We start from the raw sequence: 22,878 nt of genomic DNA on the forward strand, positions 1-22,878 counted from the left end.
TCGGGTAGACTCCCGCCGGGCCCGTCGGAACCGGCGGCCGGTGACTGGAGGAAACGATGACCGGAATTCTCGCAGGCAAGAGCGCGCTCGTGACGGGCGGCGGCTCGGGCATCGGGCGCGCGACGGCGCTGGCGATGGTGCGCGAGGGCGCCCGCGTCGCGGTGGCCGACCACACCGAGGCGATGGCGGCGGAGACCGTGGCGATGATCAACGCCGCCGGCGGGCAGGCCATCGCCGTCGGCGCCGACGTGGCCGACGAGGCCCAGGTCGAGGCGATGGTGGCGCGCGCGGTGGCGGCGTTCGGCCGCCTCGACTGCGCCTTCAACAACGCCGGCATCGCGCCGCGCCACGTCGGCCCGGCCGGCCAGCGCACGCACGAGATGAGCCGCGCGTCGTTCGACGGCATGCTGGCGGTGAACCTCACCGGCGTGTTCCTGTGCATGAAGCACGAGATCGCACGGATGCTGGGGCAGGGCGGCGGCGCCATCGTGAACACCGCCTCGATCGCCGGCCTGGTCGGGCTGCCGACGGCGACCAACTACGTCGCCGCCAAGCACGGCGTGGTCGGCATCACCAAGACGGCGGCGATGGAGTACGCCCAGGACGGCATCCGGGTGAACTGCGTGAACCCCGGCTATATCAAGACGCCGATGACCGATCCGACGATGGCCGAGCGCTACGCGCAGCTCATGACCAAGGTGCCGATGAACCGCCTCGGCGTGCCCGAGGAGATCGCCGAGGCCGTGGTGTGGATGTGCTCGGACAAGGCGAGCTTCATGACCGGCGCCTCGCACATCGTCGATGGTGGGTATTACGCGGCGTGATGCGGTCGGCGGGCGCGCTTCGCGGCGGCCACGCCCCGCCGGGCGCGGAGGCGGGACGATGACGATCTCCGTGTGTCCGCTCCGGTCGGCGGTTTTCGCCGGCGCGATGGCGCTGGCCGCGACGTGCCACGCGCAGGGCCACCGCCCGGCGGACGAACCGCCCACGCCGACGTGCGCCGTCGAGCTCACCGGCGGCGGCTGCATGTATCTCGTCCCCGCGTATCCCGACGACGGAAAGCGGGTGCGTTTCGAGTTCGCCGATCGCGCCGTCGATCTCCCGCGGGCCTTCCTGTTCGGCGGCGTCCAGTCGCGGCACCCCAACGGAACGCTCAGGTCCGCGGCGCTTCGCGCCTATATCGTGCCGCGCGCGCGGAATCTTCCGAACGAGGTGATCGAGGAGATGGTCAAGTGGCAGCGGGCGCGGTCGCTTTCGTGGCCGCACTACCTCGGCATCTTCGTCGAGAGCGAGCCGTGGCCGCGCGTCTGGAAGGTATCGGAGTGGTTGGCGTTCCAGGCGTCCCACTCGCACTTCGGGCCGCCGCGATGCACGGGGTTCGGGTTGCTGGAGGTGGATGCCTTCACCGTCTCCGTCGCGGGCGAACGCGATGTGGCGCCGCGCAGGCGGTACTATTTCCCGGGCTCCTGCGCCGCGCCGGCTCCCGCCATCGACGCCGGCGCGAGGCTGATCGAGCTCTCATGCGACATCGAAGACGCCAACAGCGCGTTCTCGTCCAGCGCCTGCACCTTGGAGTACAACCACGAGGGCAGGCGGACCAGGATCGGTATGCCCCGGCACCTGCTGCCCCATTGGTCGGCGGTGAAGGGCGCGGTTGACGCCATCTTTAAGGAGCGGCGGTGAAACGGGGTCAGGCCTGCAAGCCGGCCGATTTGCGCCGGCTCGCCGAGCCGACGTCGGCCGCTGCGGTTGGACAAAATACCCAATTTTGGTATCATGGCTGCGGAGACCGGCCATGACCAAAAGCACATCCTTCAGCCTCGGCCCGCATTTCAACGCCTTCATCGACGCGAAGGTGACGGAGGGCCGCTATGGCTCGGCGAGCGATGTCGTGCGCGCCGGCCTGCGGTTGCTCGAGGAGCGGGAGGCCGGATTAGAGGCCCTGCGTGCAGCGCTGGTCGAGGGCGAAGCGAGCGGTCCGGCCAAGCCGTTCGACTTCGACGCCTTCATCGCCGCCAAACGCAAGCCGCGCGGTCGTTAGGCGTGGCCGCTCTGGTCCTGAGCCCGCGTGACGGGGTCAGGCCTGCAATCGTGCATTTTTTCGCGCCGCGGCCCGAGAAGTTTGCCGTTTTGCAGGCCTGACCCAGTCACATGCTGTTGCGGTTCATCCGCTCACGTGCGGACGCCGACGCCCGACGACGGACGCCGCGTGGCGCTCGTATGGCCGACCGGCGGGCATCGGCAATTCGCGTGTTAGGCACGAGCTTCGGTGATCCACCGGTGCAGTGGCAGCGTTGACCTGGTCGTCCCAAGCCGGAGTCAGGCCTGCGATCCGGCCTTTTCGAGTAGACTGGCCGGACGGATTTGCCGATTTGCAGCCTGACCCGACCTCGGGAGACCGCTTGTGTCCTACGCGCCCGCCGCCGCGTCGCCGTCCACCGGTCTCGACCGCGCCGTCGCGGTCGGCCATCGGACGTCGCGCCGGTGGAACGCCACAATCTGTAAGTCGCTGGTCCTTATCCTCGCGCTCCTCTCGGCGCCCGTCTCGGGTTCGCCCCGCGCGCAGCCTCTGACCGAGGTCTTGCGCCTCGCGCTCGCCGACGGCTTCACCATCGACCAGTTCGCTCGCGCGCTGGACGGCGCGCCCTCGAACCGCGCCTTCGACGGCGAGTCGTTCCGCATCCTCGCGCTCTTCGGATCGCACGTCGAGCCGCGCTGCCGCGCGGCGCTGGGCGAGGCGATCAAGGCGACGCTGGGTCCGGTGCTGGGCCGTGCCGAGCCCTTTGCCGAGGATCCGGCATGGGACGGCCGCTTGGGGACCCTACCGCTCCCGGATGCCCCCGGCTCGCGCCACCGGAGCCTCGTCGTGATCGTCGGCGAGTCGAGACAGGATGATGGCCGCAAGCTTTTTGGCATGCTGGACGACGACGGGGCGGGACGGCCGGGTTACTTCAACGGCTCGAGGCTCTGGTTCTACCGCGCGAACTACGGATACTGGCATCGCCACGACAAGGGGGAAAAGTATTCGGAGACGATATTGATTCTCCTGCCGATGAACCCGGACGGCGCCATCATGCGCTGCGACGACGTGGGAACGAGAGCCGCCGACCTCGCCGACGCGATGCAGTCGGATCGCGCCGCGGTGCTCCAGGCCGAGCAGGAAGACGAGGTACCGTTCGAGAGACGTACGTCGTTTCTGATGCACCAACTGCGCATCACCAGCCTGCTGGCGGACGTGCCGCCATCGGAGCGAGGCGCCTTCTTACGCATCTTCAAGGCTGGCTCTCGTTAGTGGAGGGGTCACCAATGGCCGGGCCAAAAGTAAAGACTATGACGGGGTCAGGCTGAGCTGCCCCGGGGTCTCGCGGACACCTTGAAGAGGGGACAATGGTTCCCCGCAGGACGGGGTCAGCCTGACCCCGTCAGGCCTGACCCCGTCACAAGTATGAATCGCCAACCGCCGCTCACTTGGAAGCTCCCGGCGCGTAGGCGCGCAACTCCGATTCCGGTGGAAGGTGCAGCTTGATGCGCGTTCGCTCGCGCGTGATCCTGGCCCTTACGAAGTACTGGCTCGGGCCGTGCGCGGTATGGAACCGCAGGATCAGTTCAATCTCGCCGTTGCTTTCGACCCGCAGGCATGACGCGGTCTTCGCGTAGCTGTGCTGAGGGGGGCTGGCCGGCCGCACGTTCGTGAACTCGCGCAGATACGCCGCGTAAGCCTCCGAGATGTCCCAGTCGCAGGGGCGATTGAAGCCGGCGAGCAGCGCCCCGAGATATCCCTCGACAGAGAGCGCGTCGAGCGGCGCCGCCATCGTCGCGCACGCATGGTTGGCCACTGACCGAGCGGAGCACTCGTTCCCAACCGTACGCGCATGGACCGGGAATACGCACCGTATTCGCTCGCGCGCCCGGACCACCCCCACCCTGCCGTCGCCGACATCGGCATCGTTCGTGTGCACGCGGTCGACGGCGATCATGTGGTCGCAGCCGATGTCCTCGCCCGCCCGCCGAAGACGCGCTAGGATCTTTACGGCGTATTCGTCGGCGAAATTCGTTCGGATTTCAGACTGCAGGAACGGCAGGACGACGTTCTCCCGCGTCCAGCGGTACGAGATGACGGACAGGCCGGACACGACGGCGAGCGCGCCGACGCCGGCCGCGATCCACGGCCATCGCGGCCGTCCCGGCCGCGCCGAAGCGCGCTGGATCGAAGCGTCGGGTCGGTCGTTCATGGACCGGCTCCCGCGTATGACGGGGTCACGCGTGTGACGGGGGCAGGCTTGCGATCCGGCATTCGCCGCGATGTCCGCGCGGTCTCGCTCCGCTTGGTGTGACGGGGTCAGGCTTGCAATCCGGCATTTTTCACGCAGCGCCCCGGGCAACTTGCCGTTTTGCATGTCTGACCCCGTCACTCCCAGCTACGTGGAACACGTTGAGTGACGGTGTCAGGGCATGCAAAACGGCAGTTTTCCCGCGCAGCGCTCCGAGAAGTTTGCCGTTCTGCAAGCCTGACCCTGTCACGTCACATGACCCTGTCACGTCACATAGATTGGGATTCGGTCGGTCCAACTCGGCAGAGACATGTCAAACTCCGTGTCTGGTTTGGCTAGAAACAGAGCTCAGGGTCGTTGTTCCGATGGGGGTTTTCTTTACAGCTGTTAAAATTGGGGAAGATAATATTGAGCAAGGTGATCGGACGTATCCACCCTGCGCTCACTGCAATGGAGTGGAGGAGGAGCAACTGCGCCGACAGCACCACGACGACCAACAGACAGGCCGCAGTGGCTTTGCCGGCATCCGCGCAGCAGGCGACAAATCCAGTGCGCGATTTCGCCGGACGTTCGATTCCGTTTGGTTTGTCTTTCGTCATTTAGTCCGCCTCGCGCGTCCCTAGGCTCAGGGCTCATTGATCATAGCCAGAAGATGACGGTATCGGGGTCAGGCCTGCAAACCGGTGTTTTTGATCACGCGGCGCCCCGACGAATTTGCGCTTTGCAGGCCTGACCTCGTCACACACCGCGCCTAACTTGCGTGGCTATCTCGGTCACGAGGTCAAAGAACTGATTGCCGTCAATTTCGGGACGAAGGCCACGAACGATCGGATCGGCCACAACGGCGAGTTCATCCAGAGTGGCGCCTTGAAAAGCACACGCCGCCGCGGCTTGCCGAACCTCGCGCACGTCCAGCAGGTGTGAGACCAACGCCATCATATCGGCGTCGGCCAGCGGCTTCAGTTCTCGATATCCGATCTCGTTCAGCCGGCTTCCAAGTGAGTTCGTCATTTCCGCCCCACGGAGAAGCCAGCGCGCTGGAAGCGCGGTTGAGGGTCCGCGCCGTCAGCATGGCAAGGCTCATCACTCTTCGGCAAATGCGCAACAGCGAATCGTTGTGTGACGGAGCAGTCACAGAAGCGCCGGAAATGAGCGCGCACTGCCGCGAAATTGGCCATTTTGTATATTGTATACAAAATACAATATACAAAACGCGAATCCGGCGAATCCGGGGGTACAAGGAGGCTCGATTCCGCCCGTCGTTACGGCATCGAGGAATCCGCCCGCCGGATTCCGACACGCCGAAAATCGCGTTTTGGCGAATGTCCGGGGGGGGTGATATGGAGGCGCCCCGCGCCACCTCGATCGATGGACTCCCGCCATGCCCAACCCGCGCCGCACGCTGATCGCCGGCAACTGGAAGATGAACGGTCTGGCCGCCGACGGGCTGGCGCTGGCTGGGGGCGTCGCGGCCGGGGCGGGCGCGCGGGCCGACGTCGAGCTGCTGGTCTGTCCGCCGGCGACGCTGGTCGCCGCCGTGGCGGCGGCGCTGGCCGGCTCCGCCGTGGCCTGCGGCGGGCAGGACTGCCACGCCGACGCCGCGGGCGCCCATACCGGCGACGTGTCGGCCGAGATGCTGCGCGATTGCGGCGCAAGTACGTCATCGTCGGCCATTCCGAACGCCGCACCGACCACGGCGAGGACGACGCCGTCGTGCGCGCCAAGGCCCAGGCGGCGTGGCGGGCGGGGCTGGTGGCCATCGTCTGCGTCGGCGAGACCCTGGCCGAGCGCGAGGCCGGCCGCACCTTGGCCGTGCTCGACGCGCAGCTCGCCGGCAGCGTGCCGGACGGCGCCACGGCGGCCACTCTGGTCGTCGCCTACGAGCCCGTCTGGGCCATCGGCACCGGCAAGACGCCGACCACCGCCGAGGTCGACGCCGCCCACCGCCATATCCGCGCCGTCCTGCGCGCCCGCTTCGCCGGCGCCGCCGATTCGATGCGGCTGCTGTACGGCGGCTCGATGAAGCCGTCCAACGCCGCCGAGCTGCTGGCGGTGCCCGACGTCGACGGCGGCCTGATCGGCGGCGCCAGCCTGAAAGCCGCCGATTTCCTCGCCATCTCGGCCGCGGCACCCGCGGCCTGACGGCCGCCGCGCCAGCCGCCTGACAGCCGCCACGCCCGCGGTCTGACAGCCGCCGCGCCCGCGGTCTGACGGCCGCCACGGCCGCAGCCTGACGGCCGCCGCGCCGGCCGGTTCGGGGCTGGCGTCCCGGCGGCAAAACCTCTACATACGCCGCGCGTCCGGCAGCCTCGGGCGCGCCGAGAGTCCCCGCGATATGCAAGCGATCCAGTACGTCGTCCTGACCATCCACGTGATGATCGCCATCGCCCTGGTGATCGTCGTCCTGCTCCAGCGCAGCGAGGGCGGCGGACTGGGCATGGGCCGCAGCGACTCCTTCATGAGCATCCGCGGCCAGGGCACCGTGCTGACGCGCGGCACCGCCATCCTCGCGGCCGGCTTCTTCGTCACCAGCATCGGCCTGGCCTTCATCGGCGGCACCCACAGCCGCGGCGCCTTCATGGACGGCGGCAAGGCCCCGGCCGGCAAGAGCGGGCCCGCCACGCCCGGCGCCGCCCCCGGCGCGTCGCCCGCCACGCCGCCGGCGCCGACCACGCCCACTCGCTAGCGTTTTTCTCGCGACGCCCGCCGCGCGCCGGCCGCCGCCGCGGACGGCGTCGCTTTTCCACAGCGCGGCCGCGCATCGGGGTGACCGGGGCCCCCACCCGTAGTAGGTGGAAGGTCCATGACGCGCTTCATCTTCATCACCGGCGGCGTGGTTTCCTCGCTCGGCAAGGGTCTCATGGCGGCAAGCGCTCGCGGCGTTGCTGCAGGCGCGCGGCTATCGCGTGCGGCTGCGCAAGCTCGACCCCTACCTCAACGTCGATCCGGGCACGATGAGCCCGTACCAGCACGGCGAGGTGTTCGTCACCGACGACGGCGCCGAGACCGACCTCGACCTCGGCCACTACGAGCGCTTCACCGGCGTCGACGCCCGCCAGAGCGACAACATCACGACCGGCCGCATCTACTCGACGGTGATCGCCAAGGAGCGCCGCGGCGACTACCTCGGCGCCACCGTGCAGGTGATCCCGCACATCACCGACGCCATCAAGGAGTTCGTGCTGGCCGACACGGCCAAGGAGGATTTCGTCCTCGTCGAGATCGGCGGCACGGTCGGCGACATCGAGGGCCTGCCGTTCCTGGAGGCGATCCGCCAGCTCGGCAACGAGCTCGGCCGCGACCGCACGATGTACGTGCACCTGACGCTGCTGCCATGGGTGCCGACCGCCGGCGAGCTGAAGACCAAGCCGACGCAGCACTCCGTCAAGGAGCTGCTCAGCGTCGGCATCCAGCCCGACCTGCTGCTGTGCCGCAGCGACCGCGAGATCCCGCCCAACGAGCGGCGCAAGATCGCGCTGTTCTGCAACGTGCGGCCGGAATGCGTGATCGAGGCGCGCGACGTCTCGACGATCTACCAGGTGCCGATCGCCTACCACGACCAGGGACTCGACCGCGAGGTCTGCCGCCACTTCCACCTGCCGTTCGAGGCCGAGCCGGACATCGACCGCTGGCGCGCCCTGGTGAGGACCATCCGCGAGCCCGAGGGCGAGGTCAGCATCGCCATCGTCGGCAAGTACACGGTGCTGCTCGACGCCTACAAGTCGCTGGGCGAGGCGCTGGCCCACGGCGGCGTGGCCAACGACGTGAAGGTGAAGCTGGAGTGGATCGACAGCGAGATCTTCGAGCGCGAGGACGCGGTCGTGCATCTCGAGAACGTGCACGGCATCCTCGTGCCCGGCGGCTTCGGCGAGCGCGGCGCGGAGGGCAAGATCCAGGCGGCCAAGTTCGCGCGCGAGCGCAAGGTGCCGTATTTCGGCATCTGCTTCGGCATGCAGATGGCCGTCATCGAGGCGGCCCGCAACCTCGTCGGCATCAAGAACGCCTCGTCGACCGAGTTCGGACCGTGCGACGAGGCCGTCGTCGGCCTGATCACCGAATGGCTGAAGGGCAACCAGCTCGAGCGCCGCATGGCCGGCGGCGACCTCGGCGGCACGATGCGGCTGGGCGCCTACGACGCCAAGCTGGCGGCCGGTTCGCGCATCGCGGAGATCTACGGCGCTACCACGATCTCCGAGCGCCACCGCCACCGCTACGAGGTCAACACCGGCTACGTCGAGCGGCTGGAGCAGGTCGGCTTCCGCTTCGCCGGGTTCTCGCCCGACGGCGTGCTGCCGGAGACGGTGGAGATCGCCGACCATCCGTGGTTCATCGGCGTGCAGTACCATCCCGAGCTGAAGTCGCGCCCGCACGCGCCGCACCCGCTGTTCACGTCGTTCATCGCCGCCGCCAAGAAGCAGAGCCGGCTGGTGTGAGCGGCCGCCGGGGGGCCTCGCTATCTCCGTGGGATCTTGGTGCGTTCGACCTTGTAGCGCTCGACCATCGGCAAATCGTTGAGAGGTGTCGCTCCGCTCCGGCCAAGGCCGTCGAATCCGATCGAGGAGGTCAGAACTGGACCAGGTTAGGTGGCGCCGGCGCGGCGCGAGGTCACGGCGGGATCCCGATCAGTTTGAAGCCCTCGCGGAACATCGCGATGTGCGCCTCGGATTGGAACGGAAACGCGTCGAAGAAGTCCGCGCTCGTGTAGTCCGTACGGATTCCGCGCAGGCGCCGTAGATGGCGCCCGGCGTCCTGCCGCTGCCCGGCGAGAGCGCCGCACAGAGCGGCTATCGCGAAGATGTGGTAGTGCGCGTTCGGCTGCGCGGCCGCCAGCCGCGCGAGGTCCGCGGCCCGCTCCGGTTCGCCCGAGCGGACGCAGTTGAAGGCGTGTGTCGCGAGCATCGCGAACCGCATGGGATCGATCGGGCTGAGCCGCAGAGCCTTCGCCAGCGCTTCGTCGCTCGTCCCCGTCGTGCCAGCCATGGCGTGGGCGAAGCCCACCGAATATTGGCCGATGGCAAAGCTCGGATTCAACGATGTCGAGGTTTCGAACGCCTGTCGGGCCGCCTCCACCTCGCAGCGCAGCATCAACGCCCGTCCGAACGCCCAGTGGGATTGGGGGTCCTGCGGGTCGAGTGAAAGACTGTGCCGGGCGAGGTCGACAGCCCGCTCCACCTCGGCTCCGCGGTCGGTGGTCAGGTTCAGAAAGGCGCGCTGGCGGTGCACGAAGGAGAGGCCGGCGAATATCCGCGCCGCGGTGGGATCGAGCCGCGCCGCCACGCCGAGGAGACCCTCCGCCTCGTCGTAGTCGCGCGCGGTGTGGCGGTCGAGATGCCAGCGGGCGCGGTAGTAGGCGCTCCACGCGTCGAGCCGCGCGATCGGCCGCCGCATCGCCTCGCGACGCTCGGAGTCCTCGATCCGCGTCTGCACCCGGCTGACGATCAGCTCGGAGACCTCGTCCTGGAGGGCGAGAATGTCGTCGACCGCGCGGTCGAAGCTGTCGGCCCAGACCTCGAACGGTTCCACCGCGTCCGCCAGCGAGGCGCTCAGGCGGATGCGACGACCGTCGTAGCGGAGGCTGCCACTGAGTATGTAGCGGACGCCGAGCGAGCGGGCGACGTCCCGAGGGTCGCCGGCCCGGCCGCGCAGCGCGAATGCCGTGCCGCGGCCGATGACGAAGAATCTGCGCGTGCGGCCCAGGCCCGTGATGATGTCCTGGACGATTCCGTCGGCGACGGTGCCAGCACCCTCCGTGGCGCTCAGAATCTCGATCGGCAGCACGACGATCGACGGCTCGCGCGGTGGCGTCAGATCCTGGTGCAATGCCATGCCGGGCGGCGGGGCGCCCCCGGGATCGTCGCCCGGCGCGACGCCACTTCCCGGTGCCGCGACGGGTGGCGCATCCTCCGCGACCGCCCCGATGAAACGGAATCCCCTGCGATGGACGGTGCGGATGACGCTCTGCGCTCTGCCGTCGTCTCCCAGCGCCCGGCGAGCGGCCTTCACGCAGCTCGAGAGCGCGGCGTCGGAGACGGCGCGCCGGGCCCATATCCGCTCGACGATCTCGTCCTTGGCGAGCACGCGATCGCGGTGGGCGATCAGGAACAGCAGGAGGTCGAACACCTTCGGTTCGACCGCGATAGGCCTCCCGGCGCGCCTGACCTCGCGCGTCGCCGTGTCGATGACGTGGGAATTGACCGACAGCAGCATGGGATCGGACCAGTGACCCGCCTGATTCGTCGCCTCGGGAAAATCCGAAAATTCTCCAGAGAAACTCCAAGGTTCCGCCAAGCAGCGTAGTGGGGCCGCTTTCAGAATCCAAGCGTCCCCGGCTCAATCCAGCGCCAGCCCCACGCGGCGCGGCCCGGCGGCCTTGGAGGAAGGCTCATGACCACCACCGCTTCCGCACCCGACTTCGCCGCCATCAAGGGGCGCCAACAGGCGACCTGGGCGGCCGGCGACTACAGCGTCGTCGGCACCACGTTGCAGATCGTGGGCGAACGTCTTTGCGAGGCGTTGGATCTGCGCGCCGGCGAGCGGGTGCTCGACGTCGCCGCCGGCAACGGCAACATCTCGCTGGCAGCCGCGCGCCGCTGGGCCGTGGTCACATCCAGCGACTATGTCGGCGCGCTGCTGGACCGCGGCCGCGAGCGCGCCGCCGCCGAACGCCTGACCATCGCGTTCCGCGAGGCCGACGCCGAGGCGATGCCGTTCGACGACGGCGCGTTCGATGTCGCGCTGTCGACGTTCGGCGTGATGTTCACACCCGACCAGGAGCGCGCCGCGCGCGAACTGGCCCGCGTTTGCCGCCGGGGCGGGCGGATCGGGCTCGCGAACTGGACGCCGGACGGCTTCATCGGCCAGCTGTTCAAGACCATCGGCCGGCATGTTCCGCCGCCGGCCGGCGTCGCTTCCCCGGCCTTGTGGGGAACCGAGGCTCGGCTACTGGAGCTATTCCCCGGGCACCACGTCGAGGCCACGCGGCAGATCTTCAATTTCCGTTACCGGTCCGCGGACCACTGGCTTGAGGTTTTCAAGGCCTACTATGGCCCCACGAACCGCGCGTTCGCGGCGCTCGACGCCGGCGGACAGGCGGCTCTGGAGGCCGACCTCGTCGAGCTTCTCCAGCGGATGAATCGCGGCGGCGCGGACTCGCTCGTCGTGCCGAGCGCGTACCTCGAGGTCGTGGTTACGCTGCGGTAGGCGGGATCGGCCGGATGTCCCCGACCGCCCCCGCGCGGCGGACGCCGTCGTTGTGGACGTTGATCGTCGCCTGCGGGGTGATTGTCGGCCTGACGCTGGGCCTGCGGCAGGCGACCAGCCTCTACATGCCGCACGTGACGCGGGCGTTGGGGACCGGCGTCGAGCCATTCTCGACCGCCATGGCGGTCGCGAACCTGATCTGGGGCGCCGTCGGGATCGCCGCGGGCGCGGCGGCCGACAGGTACGGCGCAGGCCGCGTCGCCGTCGCGGGTATCTGCCTCATGATGCTCGGATACTTCCTGATGCAAGCGGCCTCCAGCGCGGGCGACCTGATGTGGAGCGGCGTGTGCATCGGCGTCGGCGCCGGGAGCTGCGGCATCGGCGTCATGGTCGGCGCGATCGGCCGCGCCGCCGCGCCCGACGATCGGACGGCGGCGATCGCGGCCCTGGGCGTCGCCGGCGGCATCGGCAATTTCGTGATCTATCCGTACACGCATCTGTTCATCGAGGTCCTCGGCTGGAAGGGCAGCGTCCTCGTCATGGTCGCGACCCTCGGCGCGGCGTTGCCGCTCGCGTTCGTCATTGCCGCGAAGGACCAACGCGCGATCGGGCAGGAGAAACCGCAGCCATTCAAGGCGGCCGCCAGGGAGGCCTTCGGCCTGCGCAGCTACTGGCTCCTGATCGCGGGCTTCTTCGTGTGCGGATTCCAGGTCGCTTTCTACGCCGCCCATCTGCCGGCCTACGCCGCGAGCCTCGGCATGGCGGGCTGGGTGGCGGCGGCCGCGCTCACGGCCGTCGGCGCGGCCAACATCGTCGGCACCTATCTCGCCGGCCGTTCGACCCGCCACATGCAGCGTAGACACGCCCTCGCCCTGATCTACCTGGGCCGCGGCGCCGTGTTCGGCGGCTTTCTACTGCTGCCCATGAACGATCCGACGCTCGTCGTCCTGAGCGCGTTGCTCGGCCTGTTCTGGCTGGCGACGGTGCCGCTCACCAGCGGCCTCGTCGCCACGTTCTTCGGCGCGACATGGCTGGCGACGCTCTACGCCGTCGTCTTCTTCGCGCACCAGGCCGGCGCCTTCCTCGGCGTCTGGATGGCCGGCGTCCTGTTCGACGCGACGGGCTCGTACGCGGCGATGTGGTGGATATCGATCGCGCTGGGTCTCGCCGCGGCGCTGGCGCACTGGCCGATCCGGGAGGAGCCCGTGCCGCGGCTCCGGGCGCAGGAGGCGTCGCATGCGTGAGATTGTCTTCAACGGCGCGCTCGTCCGCTACCGGACGTGGGGCGAGGGCGCGGCGGTCGCTCTCCTCCATTCCGGCGGTTCGTCCAGCGCGCAATGGGAGCGGATCGCGCCGGCCCTGGCACCGGTACGCACGGTGATCGCGCCCGACCTCCTGGGGTTCGGCGCCACCGAGGCGTGGCCGGCGAAGGGCGCGTTGACGCACGATCTGCAGGCCGACATGGTTGCCGAGGTCGTCCGCGCCGCCATAGGTGCCGGCGCCATCGACATCGTCGGCCATTCCTATGGCGGCGCGACCGCCACCCGGCTGGCCCTGCGCCACCCCGAGCTCGTCCGCTCGCTCGTGCTGATCGAGCCGGTCATCTCCCATCTACTGCGCGACGCTGGTGATCCGCTCTATCCCGCCAGCGTCGAGGTCGCGCACCTTCATCGCGGCCGTCGACGAGGGGCGCCCCGAGAACGGCTGGGAGGCCTTCATCGACAGCCGCAATGGCGTGGGCACGTGGTCAAATCTACCGCGGTCGAGACGTCAGAGGTTCCTCGAGCAGTCTGACCAGACCAAGGAAGCGTTCATCTCCAATCTGAACAACCGCATGGGGCTCGCGGAGTGCCGGCGCATCGGCGTTCCGGCGACGATGGTCTACGGCCGGGGGACGACGGCCGTCGACCGGAGGACCACCGAGCTGCTTCGAGAGGCGGTCCGGGGCGCGCGTCAGATCGTGATCGACGGCGCGGGCCACATGTCGCCGCTCACGCACCCCGACGCCGTCGCCGCGGTGATCCAGAACCACCTGCGCTGGGCAGAGGACAGGACGGGTTGATGAGGCTAGACGGGGATCGACGGCGGCGGTGACGGCGGACATGAAGGTGCGCGCATATCGGTCATGGCTGGTGTTGGCTGGCAGCCGGCCGTTGAACCAGCCGGAGATACTCTCGATCCCGTGGCGTTGGCCGTGACGCGCTCTGTCGTGGTCGGGCGCGACCTCGCCGTCGATCCTCGGCGGGTGCCTGGAAAGACGCCTCGCCCGGCCAGCGCCTCGAGGGAGCGGTCCGCCGCTCGCCTACGCCGGCGGCGCGCAGAGCCTGAGGTTGAGCTCGTGGCGGTCGAGCATGTCGCGCAGGAAGGCGGCGAGGTCGGGATCGGCGACGCGCGGCAGCTTCTCGCGGATCTCGCGCGCCACCCAACCTTGGCCCTTGTCGAGGAAGCGTAGCCGGTCGGGCCACGCCGCCATCGTCATCGCCTTGTCGTAGAATTTCCCCGTCGCGGCCGACGGCGCCATCCCGAGCCGCCGCATATGCGCGCCGAGGCCGGCGCAGAAGCGGCCCTCGTCGTCGCGCACCGCCGCCAGGACGGCGGGATCAACGCCGGCGCCCTCGGCGCCCTCGTGACACCAGCGCGCCAGCACACGGGCGCCGGCCCGTTCGCTCTCCACCAGCACGTCGAGGAACGCAGCCAGCTCGGTGCCCTCCAGCGGCGCCGGAGGCGGCGCGTCGTATTCGCCCGCGTAGCAGACGGGGGAGGAGACCTCGAGGATCTCCTCGGGATCGCGTTCGTCGGGCGGCATGGGCGGTTCCTCCGGCCGGGGTGGCGCCGGCCGCGCCACGACATCACCACGATCAGGTAGTCACATGGGGCGGCCGAGGCCAGAGGCCGCCGTCTTGGCAAGCCGGCGCGTACCGCCTATCACCCATGCCGTAGCCACGGAGCGCCCAAGCATGTCGAGCACGTCCCCGCGCACGGTCCGCGTCGGCACGGTGGAGATCGCCAACGACCGGCCGCTGGCGGTGATCGCCGGGCCCTGCCAGATCGAGAGCCGCCAGCACGCGCTCGAGGTCGCGGCGGCGCTGAAGGAGATATCCACCGCGCTGGGCATCGGGCTGATCTACAAGAGCTCGTTCGACAAGGCCAACCGTAGCTCCGGCGCCACGGCGCGCGGACTGGGCATGGAGGCGGGCCTGGCGGCGCTGGCCGACGTGCGCGACGCCACCGGCCTACCGGTGCTGACCGACGTCCACGAGCCGCACCAGTGCGGACCGGTGGCCGAGGTGGTCGACGTGCTGCAGATCCCCGCCTTCCTGTGCCGCCAGACCGACCTGCTGCTGGCGGCAGGGGCGACCGGCCGGGCCGTCAACGTCAAGAAGGGCCAGTTCCTGGCGCCGTGGGACATGCGGAACGTGGTCGACAAGGTGGTGTCGACCGGCAACCACAACGTCATGCAGTGCGAGCGCGGCGCCAGCTTCGGCTACAACACGCTGGTGTCCGACATGCGGTCCCTGCCGGTGATGGCGCGCGGCGGCTATCCCGTGGTGTTCGACGCCACCCATTCCGTGCAGCAGCCCGGCGGGCAGGGCACGACGTCGGGCGGCCAGCGCGAGTTCGTGCCGGTGCTGGCGCGGGCCGCCATCGCCATCGGCGTCGCGGCCGTGTTCATCGAGACCCATCCCGATCCCGACAAGGCGCCGTCGGACGGCCCCAACATGGTGCCGCTGCGGCAGCTTCGCGGGCTGCTCGAGGATCTGATGGCGTTCGACCGGCTGGCCAAGGCGCGGCCGATCGCCCTCTGACGCGGCCGCGCGTTGACAGCGGCGCGGCTGCGATCCGACAATCGCCCGGTAACCGGAGGCAGGCTGGATATGCGCATGGTGTCCCGAATTCTGGCGGCCGTCGGGCTGGCCGCGACCCTGGGTCTGGCGGCCGGCGGCGCCGGCGCGCAGCAGATCGTCAACGAGGGCGATCCGGTGTTCCTGCGCTTCCCCGACCTGCGCGAGCGCTATTTCCGCAGCGCCGAGACCAAGATCGCGCAGCACAAGTACGTCACGATGCCGATGCCGAGGCAGTGCGCGTACTTCTACGTCGACATCTACTCCAAACCGAGCATGTCCGACCGCGACACGCGCAACGAGGCGGTGAACAGGTGCAACGCCAAGCGGCGCGACCACGGCTCGTTGTCCGAGAACTACGCGGTCGCCTGCGACTGCCGCATCGTGATCGCGCGCGACAAGTACCGGCTCGGCGCCGACGAGCTGCCGAGGATGGGCTACGCGCCGGTGTCGTTGTTCTACCGCGACACCGGCGGCCGCTCGGTCGCGGTCCACGGCTACGCCGAGTTCGACCTCCAGTTCCGGCCCGGCTCGAGCGGCCAGCTCACCATCTTCACGCCGCGCGGCCAGCCGGCCTGCACGGGCACGGTCAACACGCCCGGCGCGACGGCGGGCAACTACTCGCTGTCGTGCTTCGGCGGCCGGTTCACCGCCAGCGGCGACCTCAGCCTGGTGCGCGGCAAGCCCAAGGAGCACACGATCGGACGCGGGCGCACGCCGCAGGGCGGCCCGGTGAACATGGTGATCGGCCTGCCTTCCGCGCCGGCCACGTCGATGTACGGCAGCCTGTGATGCGCGCGCGCCTGCCCATGCGGATCGTCGGCGGTCTGGCGGCCGCCTGCGTCGCCCTGACGATCTCTCTCCCCGACGTCAGGGCCCAGAGCGCCGACGATCTGCGCCGCATGTGGGAAGGGCAGGGCGCCCCGCGCCCGACGACGCCGGCGCCGCCGCGGCCGACGCCACCGGTCGCCCAGCCGCAGCCGCCGCGTCCGGCGCCGCCCGTGACACCGCCGCCAGTCGCGCAGCCGCAGCCACCGCGCCCGGTGCCGCCACCCGCGACGGCGGATCCGCAGATCGTCGCGCCGGTGAAGCCGGAGGTGGTGCCGGTCGACCCGCCGGCCGCGGTGAGGCCGCCGCCGACGGCGGCGTCGGTGCCGGTCCAGCCGGCTATCGAGCCGGAGGTGGTGCCGGTCGACCCGCCGGCCGCCGTGAAGCCGCCACCGACGCCGCCCCCGGCGCAGCCGGCCAGCGCCGCGGTGGCGGCGAAGCTGCGCGAACTGACGAACGGCGATGCCGAGGATATCCTGCTGTTCATCAACGACACCGAGGAGGCGCCGAACGCGGCGCGCAATTTCCGCGGCGTGCCGACTTTCCGCGACGGCGCCTACGTGCCGTGCCACGCGCTCGACTGGAAGGGCGGACCCGAGGCGCCCGCCGCGATCAAGACGACGCTCGCCCGCCATGGCGCCAACCGCGCGACGCGCGACCTCGCGACCGCGCCGTGTCCCGAGGGCCGACGGCCATTCGATATCCTCGCCGTCCAGCGCGGCGAGTTGCAGACGAAGCCGCCGGCGAGGGTGATCCCGCTGGTGACCGACGTCGTGGCGAAGCGGTTGAGCCTGCTCGACACGCTGAAGCCCGAGAAGGCGCCACCGCCGGAGAAGCCGAACCCCGTCGCCGCCGGCCTGCGCGACGGCACGTTGAAGGGTGTCGGCCTGCTGTTGTTGAACCCCGCCGGCACGAAGGTCTGCGCGGTCGGTCTCGACGAGGACCAGATTCCCGCGATCCGGGTGGCGCTCGCGCGCTGGCGCGCCGATCTGCCGGCCAACGTCGCGTCGGAGCTGGTCGAGATCGTGGCGTTCGACCGGGCCGGCGCGCTGGCGGCGGCGCAGCGTGGCGACTGCGGCGCGGCGTTCGGCGAGGACGGACCGCTGCGCGACCTCGACGCCGCCCTACGGCAGCGGCAGGCGGCCTCGACGCCGCACACCGGCTGGCTGACGCCGCCGGAATGGGAGGAGATCCGCAAGCAGGCCGGGGTGCCGATCACCACCGCCGACCGCCGCCGCGCGCTGGCGCCCAAGGTCGAGCCGCTGGCGGTGGCGCTGGTCGCCGACCTGAAGGCCTTCATCGCCGCCGACGGTAAGAGCGGCGCCGTGGCCGACGAGTTCGCCGCCTTCGCGCAGTGGTTCAAGACCGCGCGCGGTACCAAGGCGCAGATCTCGGTCGACCGCTTCCAGATCGAGGATTACGGCGACGCGACCAAAGCCGGCGGCAAGGCGGCCGCCATCGCCGTGGTCGTGTGGTTCAACGTCGCTGGCGGAAGCGGCGCGCCGCGCGCCGACTGCCACCTGTTCGGCTGGGTCGACGATTCCGGCGGCGTCCGCAAGACGCCCGAGGCGTTCCCCTGCGACCGCATCGCCCAGACCGAGGACTGGAAGCAGCGCCACGGTCTGCGCAGCCGTTGGTACTGAGGGAGCGGGAGCGGGAGTGGGAGCGGCGTAGTCCGCCGCTACGCGGCGCAGCGGATGGTGTTTGTCGGGACCACGCCGACGACCGCCCGCTGTCATCCCGAGCGCAGCGAGGGATGACGGAAACGGCGTAGCCGATCGCGTCTCTCGAAGGCGTTCCCGGTCGACCGGTGGCGGTGCGCGGCCGCCCGTTCAGCCCGGCGTCGCGGCCACGGTCACGCCGATCATGGAGTCGCGCGACACCAAGGACGCCAGCTTGTCCTCGCTCCAGCCCTCGGTGCCCTCGGGACGGCGCGGCAGCACGAGATAGCGCATGTCGGCCGTGGAATCGTGGACGCGCACGGCGACGCCGTCGGGCAGCTCGGTGCCGAACTCGCGCAGCACCTCGCGCGGCTCGCGCACGGCGCGGCTGCGGTAGGCGCGGCTCTTGTACCAGTCCGGCGGAATGCCCAGCACCATGCGCGGATAGCAGGAGCACAGCGTGCAGACGACGAGGTTGTGCGTGTCGGGCGTGTTCTCGACCACGATCAGCCGCGTCGACTGGTCGAAGGTGATGCCGGCATCGACGCAGGCCGAGGTGCCGTCGGCGATCAACCGCGCCTTGAAGTCCGGGTCGGTCCACGCCTTGGCGACGACGCGGGCGCCGAGATGGGGGCCGCGCGCGTCCATGCGCTCGACGGCGCCCCGGATCTCGTCTGCCGTCAGCACGCCCTTCTCGACCAGCAGCTCGCGCACGGCGATCTCCAGCCGGCGGTGGTAGGTCAGCGTGTCGTCGGCGTCGGCGCGGTGCGGATGGCCCTCGGCGCCGCCATGCACGTGCGGACCGTCGCCATGGTCGTGGTCGTGATGTTGGTGGTCGTGGCCGTGGTGGTGGCCATGATCGTCGTGGGTGTGGTCGTGCGCCATGGCGGCCTCTCAGGCGGCTCGCTCGAGCCAGTGCTCGTAGAGCTCGATGTCGATGGTGTCGGCGGCGGGGCCGGAATAGTCCGGCCACACGTGGGTCTGCGCGAAGCGCACGCGGTAGAGCGTCTTCTTCGGCTCGCCGCTGCGGCCGTAGGCGAGCTCCTCGGGATTGCGGAACGCGCCGCACACCCGTTCGACCACGCCGGACTTGCCGCGGATGTAGGACGGCGTGCGCAGGTGCCCCGGCGGGTCGCCCCGACGCACGACCACCCGCTCGCCGGGGGCGTACGCCGCGCTCACGGCGCCGCCTCGCCGAGATAGGCGGCCGGGTCGGCCTCGATCGCCGCCAGTTTAGCCCGCACCTCGTCGATCGAGATGACGCCGCGGTGGATCAGCGCCGAGCAGATCGAGGCGATCCAGCGCTCGTAGTAGGTCATGCGGTCGTAGGCGTCGGGCGGCAGCGCCTCGATGCCCTTGCGCAGCTCGTCGACCGTGAAGATGCGTTTGCTGGAACACAGCACCATCAGCGCGTCGACGCGCTTCTCCCAGAGCTGGTAGTCGTGCTCGGCCGGCGCCACCGGTCCCGCCGGCATGCCGCCCATGTCGTGATGGCTGCGCATCGGATCCTCCGTCTGTCGCCAGTGTAGCGCGTCGCGGGGCCGCGGAGGAGGGGGGATCGCGCCGGCTTGCGGGGCCATGGCGCCGCCGGTAAAAGGCCGCGCACGAATCGAGCCCTCCGGAAAGGACCGACCATGAGCGCCATCCTCGACATCCGCGGCCGCGAAGTGCTCGACAGCCGCGGCAACCCCACGGTCGAGGTCGAGGTGACGCTGGAGAGCGGCGCCAGCGGACGCGCGGCGGTGCCGTCCGGCGCCTCGACCGGCGCGCACGAGGCGGTCGAGCTGCGCGACGGCGACAAGCGACGCTTCGGCGGCAAGGGCGTGCTCAAGGCGGTGGCGGCGGTCGACGGCGAGATCTTCGACACGCTCTCGGGTCTCGAGGCCGACGACCAGATCAAGATCGACCGCGCCATGATCGCGCTCGACGGTACGCCCAACAAGGCGCGGCTCGGCGCCAACGCCATCCTCGGCGTCAGCCTCGCGGTCGCCAAGGCGGCGGCGATGGAGGCCGGCCAGCCGCTCTACCGCTACGTCGGCGGCAGCCACGCCCACGTGCTGCCGGTGCCGATGATGAACATCATCAACGGCGGCGCCCACGCCGACAACCCGATCGACATCCAGGAATTCATGATCATGCCGGTGAAGGCCCCGACCTTCGCCGAGGCGCTGCGCATGGGGTCGGAGGTGTTCCACGCGCTGCGCGCCCAGCTCAAGGCGGCCGGCCACAACACCAACGTCGGCGACGAGGGCGGCTTCGCGCCGAATCTGAAGAGCGCCGACGAGGCGCTCGGCTTCATCATGAAGTCGATCGAACGGGCGGGCTACAGCCGGGCGACGACATCGTCCTGGCGCTCGATCCGGCGTCGACCGAGTTCTTCAAGGACGGCAAATACGACCTGGAGGGCGAGGGCAAGCTCGGCCCGGCCGGGATGGCGCGCTGGTACGAGGATCTGTGCGGCCGCTTCCCGATCGTGTCGATCGAGGACGGCATGGCGGAGGACGACTGGGAGGGCTGGAAGGCGCTGACCGAGGCGGTCGGCGCCAAGGTGCAGCTGGTGGGCGACGACCTGTTCGTCACCAACGCCACGCGCCTGAGGCGCGGCATCGACGCGGGCGTGGCCAACTCGATCCTGGTGAAGGTCAACCAGATCGGCTCGCTGACCGAGACGATGGAGACGGTGTCGATGGCGCACCGCGCCGCCTACACCGCGGTCATGTCGCACCGCTCCGGCGAGACCGAGGACGCCACCATCGCCGACCTCGCGGTGGCGACCAACTGCGGGCAGATCAAGACCGGCTCGCTGTCGCGCTCCGACCGGCTGGCCAAGTACAACCAGCTCCTGCGCATCGAGGAGCAGCTCGGCGGCCAGGCGCGCTACGCCGGCGTCTCGGTCCTGCGCGCGCGCTGACGGCGATGGCCGCGCCCCGGGGCGCGGCGTCTACTTCTTGTCGTGCGTGTGCGGGTGGGCGTGGTCGTGCGGGTGCGGATGGGTCGGATCGACCCAGTAGACCGTCTCCGGCTTCTCGACCGGCGCGATATCGAGGTTGATCGCCACCGCCTCGTTGTCGCTGCGCACCAGCACGCATTCCAGCGGCTCGGTCTCGCTGGCGTTGATCTCCTGGTGCGGGACGTAGGGCGGCACGTAGATGAAATCGCCGGGGCCGGCCTCGGCGGTGAATTGGAGCTGATCGCCCCAGCGCATGCGGGCGCGGCCCTTGACGACGTAGATCACGCTCTCGAGATGGCCGTGGTGGTGCGCGCCGGTCTTGGCATGGGCGTGGATGGTGACCGTGCCGGCCCAGATCTTCTGCGCGCCGACGCGCGCTAAGTTGATCGCCGCCGCGCGGTTCATGCCCGGCGTCTGGGCGGTGTTGGGATCCAACGTGTCTGCTGGGATCACCCGCACGCCGTCGCTGCGCCAATCCGTCTTGTCGCTCATCGCCGTACTCCCGCGCCGTTCGTCGGCCGCGACCCGGCCGTCCTGAAATCGCCGCGAGACATGAACGGTCCCTGGCGGTCCGTCAAACAAAGCCCGCTCGCGGCCGCATGAGCCAGGGCGCTCCGGCTCGTCCGCGGTGAAAATGCGAGTTTCCCGGCCAACCCCTTAAATTTGTTGGAAAATCCGACGATCTGTAATATTAATGCGGGAATCGAGTTGTTGGCGTCATGTACTTCCGCTTCCGCAGCCTCCTCACACCCGTCGCCTTCGCCATGGTGTTCGCCTATTTCGGGCATCACCTGATGAACGGCGAGCGGGGGGTGTTTGCGCTGATCACACTGAAGAAGGAGGTCGAGCGCGCCGAGGCGACGCTGGCAGAGACGCGGGCGGCGCGCGACATCTGGGAGCGGCGCGTGTCGCTGCTGCGCAACCAGAGCTTGGACCCCGACATGATCGAGGAACGCGCCCGGGCGCTGCTGCACGTCGCCTGGCCCGACGACATCGTGGTCTTCACCCCGACGCGGTGACGCGCCGCCTTGCGAATGGCCGCCGCCTGCCGTTATACCGGCGGCAAGAGCGCGCCGGCGCGACGTCGGCCGCGAGCACGAAACCGCTGGAGGAGACAACGATGACCACCCTACGCCGCGGCGCCGTCGCCGCTCTCGCCGTCGTCGCCATCGCCGGCGCCGCCGGCGCGCTGGCGCAGCCCAAGGGCATGACGCTCGGCACCGCCTCGGTCGGCGGCACGTATTTCATCTACGGTGGCGTCGTCGCCAAGATCCTGACCGACAAGATCGGCGCCCAGGTGTCGACGCAGCAGACGCAGGGTCCGAACCAGAACGTCATCCTGGTCGAGGACAAGAAGATCGAGCTCGGCATGACCACGATGGGCGTCGCGCTGCAGGCGTGGACCGGCTCGGCCGAGTGGACCAAGGGCAAGAAGTACACGAACATCCGCGCCCTGTTCCCGATGTACGACACGCCGCTGCAGTGCGTCGCGCTGAAGAAGTCCGGAATCACCTCGTTCAAGCAGCTCGACGGCAAGACCGTCGGCGTCGGCCCGAAGGCGGGCACGCCGGGCACGTACATCCCGATGATCTTCTCGGCGCTGGGCATGAAGGCGACGATCCGCAACGGCCAGGGCTCGGACATGGCCGGGCAGCTCGGCGACGGCATCATCGACGCGTTCTGCTTCGGCGCCGGACTGCCGATCGCGGCGTTCTCGCAGATCGACGCCGAGAAGGAGGCCAACTTCTTCACCTGGAGCGACGACGAGCGCGCCAAGATCATGAAGGCGATGCCGGAGTTCTCCGAGGCGCTGATTCCGAAGGGCACCTACAAGCAGCAGACGGTCGACCAGAAGACGATCGGCCTCTACAATTTCGCGATCACCCACAAGGATCTGCCGGACGACGTCGCCTACAACATCGTCAAGGCGATCCTCGAGAACAACGCCGCGATGGTGCAGGGCCACGAATCGGCCAGGGAGACGGTGATCGGCAACGCCGACCGCAACGCCTTCCTGACGTTCCATCCCGGCGCCGTGAAGTACTACAAGGAGAAGGGCGCGAAGCTCAATCCGGCGGCGCTGCCGAAGTGACGCCAAGCCACGCCGGCGCCTAGCCGCCCAGCGC

At 69.6% G+C, this 22,878-nt stretch carries 23 protein-coding genes and 3 pseudogenes; 17 read left to right on the forward strand and 9 right to left on the reverse strand.

Annotated elements, in window-relative coordinates; all coding sequences use genetic code 11:
- The first annotated feature begins 56 nt into the window (after nt 1–56).
- The 4 genes from IPK81_24825 to IPK81_24840 all read left to right on the forward strand — a co-directional run bounded on the left by IPK81_24825 (nt 57) and on the right by IPK81_24840 (nt 3,292).
- Nucleotides 57–824: a glucose 1-dehydrogenase gene (locus IPK81_24825; protein ID QQS12641.1), complete on the forward strand. Its 768-nt coding sequence runs from the start codon at nt 57–59 to the stop codon at nt 822–824.
- 106 nt (nt 825–930) lie between these two features.
- Nucleotides 931–1,683 carry a hypothetical protein gene (locus IPK81_24830; protein ID QQS12642.1) on the forward strand — a complete coding sequence of 251 codons (753 nt, stop codon included), beginning with the start codon at nt 931–933 and terminating at the stop codon, nt 1,681–1,683.
- A 112-nt stretch (nt 1,684–1,795) separates the two neighbouring features.
- A complete protein-coding gene (locus tag IPK81_24835; protein QQS12643.1) occupies nt 1,796–2,041 on the forward strand; it encodes a type II toxin-antitoxin system ParD family antitoxin in 246 nt (81 codons plus the stop codon).
- A gap of 363 nt (nt 2,042–2,404) precedes the next feature.
- Nucleotides 2,405–3,292 (forward strand): hypothetical protein, encoded by an 888-nt coding sequence (locus tag IPK81_24840; GenBank protein QQS12644.1) that lies wholly within the window; start codon nt 2,405–2,407, stop codon nt 3,290–3,292.
- Nucleotides 3,293–3,464: 172 nt separating this feature from the next.
- Here IPK81_24840 and IPK81_24845 read toward each other — a convergent pair whose 3' ends face one another.
- From IPK81_24845 to IPK81_24855, 3 genes are all read right to left on the reverse strand, one after another.
- Entirely contained in the window at nt 3,465–4,232 is a 768-nt protein-coding gene (locus IPK81_24845; protein ID QQS12645.1) for a hypothetical protein, read from the reverse strand.
- A gap of 374 nt (nt 4,233–4,606) precedes the next feature.
- Entirely contained in the window at nt 4,607–4,870 is a 264-nt protein-coding gene (locus IPK81_24850; protein ID QQS12646.1) for a hypothetical protein, read from the reverse strand.
- 139 nt (nt 4,871–5,009) lie between these two features.
- Nucleotides 5,010–5,282: a hypothetical protein gene (locus IPK81_24855; protein ID QQS12647.1), complete on the reverse strand. Its 273-nt coding sequence runs from the start codon at nt 5,280–5,282 to the stop codon at nt 5,010–5,012.
- 370 nt (nt 5,283–5,652) lie between these two features.
- On the opposite strand from IPK81_24855, the pseudogene IPK81_24860 reads away from it, so the two are divergent.
- The 3 genes and pseudogenes from IPK81_24860 to IPK81_24870 all read left to right on the forward strand — a co-directional run bounded on the left by IPK81_24860 (nt 5,653) and on the right by IPK81_24870 (nt 8,704).
- Nucleotides 5,653–6,413, forward strand: a pseudogene (locus tag IPK81_24860) (triose-phosphate isomerase).
- 202 nt (nt 6,414–6,615) lie between these two features.
- Nucleotides 6,616–6,957 (forward strand): preprotein translocase subunit SecG, encoded by a 342-nt coding sequence (secG, locus tag IPK81_24865; GenBank protein ID QQS15257.1) that lies wholly within the window; start codon nt 6,616–6,618, stop codon nt 6,955–6,957.
- Nucleotides 6,958–7,074: 117 nt separating this feature from the next.
- Nucleotides 7,075–8,704, forward strand: a pseudogene (locus tag IPK81_24870) (CTP synthase).
- A gap of 172 nt (nt 8,705–8,876) precedes the next feature.
- On the opposite strand, the gene IPK81_24875 reads toward IPK81_24870, so the two are convergent.
- Nucleotides 8,877–10,478: a winged helix-turn-helix domain-containing protein gene (locus IPK81_24875; GenBank protein ID QQS12648.1), complete on the reverse strand. Its 1,602-nt coding sequence runs from the start codon at nt 10,476–10,478 to the stop codon at nt 8,877–8,879.
- A gap of 177 nt (nt 10,479–10,655) precedes the next feature.
- Here IPK81_24875 and IPK81_24880 point away from each other — a divergent pair, with 177 nt between their 5' ends.
- From IPK81_24880 to IPK81_24895, 4 genes are read left to right on the forward strand one after another with little or no spacing between them, the layout of a single operon-like run.
- Nucleotides 10,656–11,471, forward strand: a complete 816-nt coding sequence (locus IPK81_24880; protein ID QQS12649.1) for a class I SAM-dependent methyltransferase — start codon at nt 10,656–10,658, stop codon at nt 11,469–11,471.
- Nucleotides 11,472–11,485: 14 nt separating this feature from the next.
- The gene (locus IPK81_24885; GenBank protein QQS12650.1) at nt 11,486–12,715 is read left to right on the forward strand and encodes an MFS transporter; all 1,230 of its coding nucleotides are present in this window, start codon (nt 11,486–11,488) and stop codon (nt 12,713–12,715) included.
- Nucleotides 12,708–13,265 carry an alpha/beta fold hydrolase gene (locus tag IPK81_24890; GenBank protein ID QQS12651.1) on the forward strand — a complete coding sequence of 186 codons (558 nt, stop codon included), beginning with the start codon at nt 12,708–12,710 and terminating at the stop codon, nt 13,263–13,265. The genes IPK81_24885 and IPK81_24890 overlap by 8 nt, the downstream gene beginning before the upstream one ends.
- 40 nt (nt 13,266–13,305) lie before the next feature.
- Nucleotides 13,306–13,533: an alpha/beta hydrolase gene (locus IPK81_24895; GenBank protein QQS12652.1), complete on the forward strand. Its 228-nt coding sequence runs from the start codon at nt 13,306–13,308 to the stop codon at nt 13,531–13,533.
- 240 nt (nt 13,534–13,773) lie between these two features.
- Here the strand turns inward: IPK81_24895 and IPK81_24900 are convergent, their stop codons facing one another.
- Nucleotides 13,774–14,277 carry a hypothetical protein gene (locus IPK81_24900; protein QQS12653.1) on the reverse strand — a complete coding sequence of 168 codons (504 nt, stop codon included), beginning with the start codon at nt 14,275–14,277 and terminating at the stop codon, nt 13,774–13,776.
- Between the two features lie 151 nt (nt 14,278–14,428).
- Between IPK81_24900 and kdsA the strand changes: the two genes are divergently transcribed.
- From kdsA to IPK81_24915, 3 genes are all read left to right on the forward strand, one after another.
- Entirely contained in the window at nt 14,429–15,277 is an 849-nt protein-coding gene (gene kdsA / locus IPK81_24905) for a 3-deoxy-8-phosphooctulonate synthase (GenBank protein QQS12654.1), read from the forward strand.
- Between the two features lie 75 nt (nt 15,278–15,352).
- Nucleotides 15,353–16,105 (forward strand): hypothetical protein, encoded by a 753-nt coding sequence (locus IPK81_24910; GenBank protein QQS12655.1) that lies wholly within the window; start codon nt 15,353–15,355, stop codon nt 16,103–16,105.
- Complete coding sequence (locus IPK81_24915) at nt 16,105–17,784, forward strand: hypothetical protein (protein ID QQS15263.1); 1,680 nt, start codon at nt 16,105–16,107, stop codon at nt 17,782–17,784. Before IPK81_24910 ends, IPK81_24915 begins: the two co-directional genes overlap by 1 nt.
- Nucleotides 17,785–17,973: 189 nt before the next feature.
- On the opposite strand, the gene nthA is transcribed toward IPK81_24915, so the two are convergent.
- Genes nthA through IPK81_24930 form a run of 3 tightly spaced genes read right to left on the reverse strand, consistent with a single transcriptional unit; the run spans nt 17,974 to nt 19,304 of the window.
- On the reverse strand, nt 17,974–18,687 hold the full coding sequence (gene nthA / locus IPK81_24920; protein ID QQS12656.1) for a nitrile hydratase subunit alpha: 714 nt from the start codon (nt 18,685–18,687) through the stop codon (nt 17,974–17,976).
- 9 nt (nt 18,688–18,696) lie between these two features.
- Nucleotides 18,697–18,984, reverse strand: coding sequence for a nitrile hydratase subunit beta (locus tag IPK81_24925; protein QQS12657.1), 288 nt, complete (start codon nt 18,982–18,984; stop codon nt 18,697–18,699).
- A complete protein-coding gene (locus IPK81_24930; protein QQS12658.1) occupies nt 18,981–19,304 on the reverse strand; it encodes a nitrile hydratase subunit beta in 324 nt (107 codons plus the stop codon). Before IPK81_24930 ends, IPK81_24925 begins: the two co-directional genes overlap by 4 nt.
- 132 nt (nt 19,305–19,436) lie before the next feature.
- Between IPK81_24930 and eno the strand changes: the two are divergent.
- Nucleotides 19,437–20,713, forward strand: a pseudogene (eno, locus tag IPK81_24935) (phosphopyruvate hydratase).
- A gap of 30 nt (nt 20,714–20,743) precedes the next feature.
- On the opposite strand, the gene IPK81_24940 reads toward eno, so the two are convergent.
- Nucleotides 20,744–21,244: a cupin domain-containing protein gene (locus IPK81_24940; protein ID QQS12659.1), complete on the reverse strand. Its 501-nt coding sequence runs from the start codon at nt 21,242–21,244 to the stop codon at nt 20,744–20,746.
- Nucleotides 21,245–21,471: 227 nt separating this feature from the next.
- Here IPK81_24940 and IPK81_24945 point away from each other — a divergent pair, with 227 nt between their 5' ends.
- Nucleotides 21,472–21,771: a septum formation initiator family protein gene (locus tag IPK81_24945; GenBank protein ID QQS12660.1), complete on the forward strand. Its 300-nt coding sequence runs from the start codon at nt 21,472–21,474 to the stop codon at nt 21,769–21,771.
- Between the two features lie 101 nt (nt 21,772–21,872).
- A complete protein-coding gene (locus IPK81_24950; protein ID QQS12661.1) occupies nt 21,873–22,844 on the forward strand; it encodes a TAXI family TRAP transporter solute-binding subunit in 972 nt (323 codons plus the stop codon).
- Nucleotides 22,845–22,878 lie beyond the last annotated feature (34 nt).

The organism is Rhodospirillales bacterium (assembly GCA_016699855.1).
Classification (GTDB): Bacteria; Pseudomonadota; Alphaproteobacteria; order Reyranellales; family Reyranellaceae.

What these genes read in the sequence shown, in the direction of transcription:
- IPK81_24825 (QQS12641.1), top strand. Translation starts at nt 57, where the DNA reads ATGACCGGAATTCTCGCAGGCAAGAGCGCGCTCGTGACGGGCGGCGGC.
- IPK81_24830 (QQS12642.1), top strand. Translation starts at nt 931, where the DNA reads ATGGCGCTGGCCGCGACGTGCCACGCGCAGGGCCACCGCCCGGCGGAC.
- IPK81_24835 (QQS12643.1), top strand. Translation starts at nt 1,796, where the DNA reads ATGACCAAAAGCACATCCTTCAGCCTCGGCCCGCATTTCAACGCCTTC.
- IPK81_24845 (QQS12645.1), bottom strand. Translation starts at nt 4,232, where the DNA reads ATGAACGACCGACCCGACGCTTCGATCCAGCGCGCTTCGGCGCGGCCG.
- IPK81_24850 (QQS12646.1), bottom strand. Translation starts at nt 4,870, where the DNA reads ATGACGAAAGACAAACCAAACGGAATCGAACGTCCGGCGAAATCGCGC.
- IPK81_24855 (QQS12647.1), bottom strand. Translation starts at nt 5,282, where the DNA reads ATGACGAACTCACTTGGAAGCCGGCTGAACGAGATCGGATATCGAGAA.
- IPK81_24875 (QQS12648.1), bottom strand. Translation starts at nt 10,478, where the DNA reads ATGCTGCTGTCGGTCAATTCCCACGTCATCGACACGGCGACGCGCGAG.
- IPK81_24880 (QQS12649.1), top strand. Translation starts at nt 10,656, where the DNA reads ATGACCACCACCGCTTCCGCACCCGACTTCGCCGCCATCAAGGGGCGC.
- IPK81_24885 (QQS12650.1), top strand. Translation starts at nt 11,486, where the DNA reads ATGTCCCCGACCGCCCCCGCGCGGCGGACGCCGTCGTTGTGGACGTTG.
- IPK81_24890 (QQS12651.1), top strand. Translation starts at nt 12,708, where the DNA reads ATGCGTGAGATTGTCTTCAACGGCGCGCTCGTCCGCTACCGGACGTGG.
- IPK81_24895 (QQS12652.1), top strand. Translation starts at nt 13,306, where the DNA reads ATGGGGCTCGCGGAGTGCCGGCGCATCGGCGTTCCGGCGACGATGGTC.
- IPK81_24900 (QQS12653.1), bottom strand. Translation starts at nt 14,277, where the DNA reads ATGCCGCCCGACGAACGCGATCCCGAGGAGATCCTCGAGGTCTCCTCC.
- kdsA (QQS12654.1), top strand. Translation starts at nt 14,429, where the DNA reads ATGTCGAGCACGTCCCCGCGCACGGTCCGCGTCGGCACGGTGGAGATC.
- IPK81_24910 (QQS12655.1), top strand. Translation starts at nt 15,353, where the DNA reads ATGGTGTCCCGAATTCTGGCGGCCGTCGGGCTGGCCGCGACCCTGGGT.
- IPK81_24915 (QQS15263.1), top strand. Translation starts at nt 16,105, where the DNA reads ATGCGCGCGCGCCTGCCCATGCGGATCGTCGGCGGTCTGGCGGCCGCC.
- nthA (QQS12656.1), bottom strand. Translation starts at nt 18,687, where the DNA reads ATGGCGCACGACCACACCCACGACGATCATGGCCACCACCACGGCCAC.
- IPK81_24930 (QQS12658.1), bottom strand. Translation starts at nt 19,304, where the DNA reads ATGCGCAGCCATCACGACATGGGCGGCATGCCGGCGGGACCGGTGGCG.
- IPK81_24940 (QQS12659.1), bottom strand. Translation starts at nt 21,244, where the DNA reads ATGAGCGACAAGACGGATTGGCGCAGCGACGGCGTGCGGGTGATCCCA.
- IPK81_24945 (QQS12660.1), top strand. Translation starts at nt 21,472, where the DNA reads ATGTACTTCCGCTTCCGCAGCCTCCTCACACCCGTCGCCTTCGCCATG.
- IPK81_24950 (QQS12661.1), top strand. Translation starts at nt 21,873, where the DNA reads ATGACCACCCTACGCCGCGGCGCCGTCGCCGCTCTCGCCGTCGTCGCC.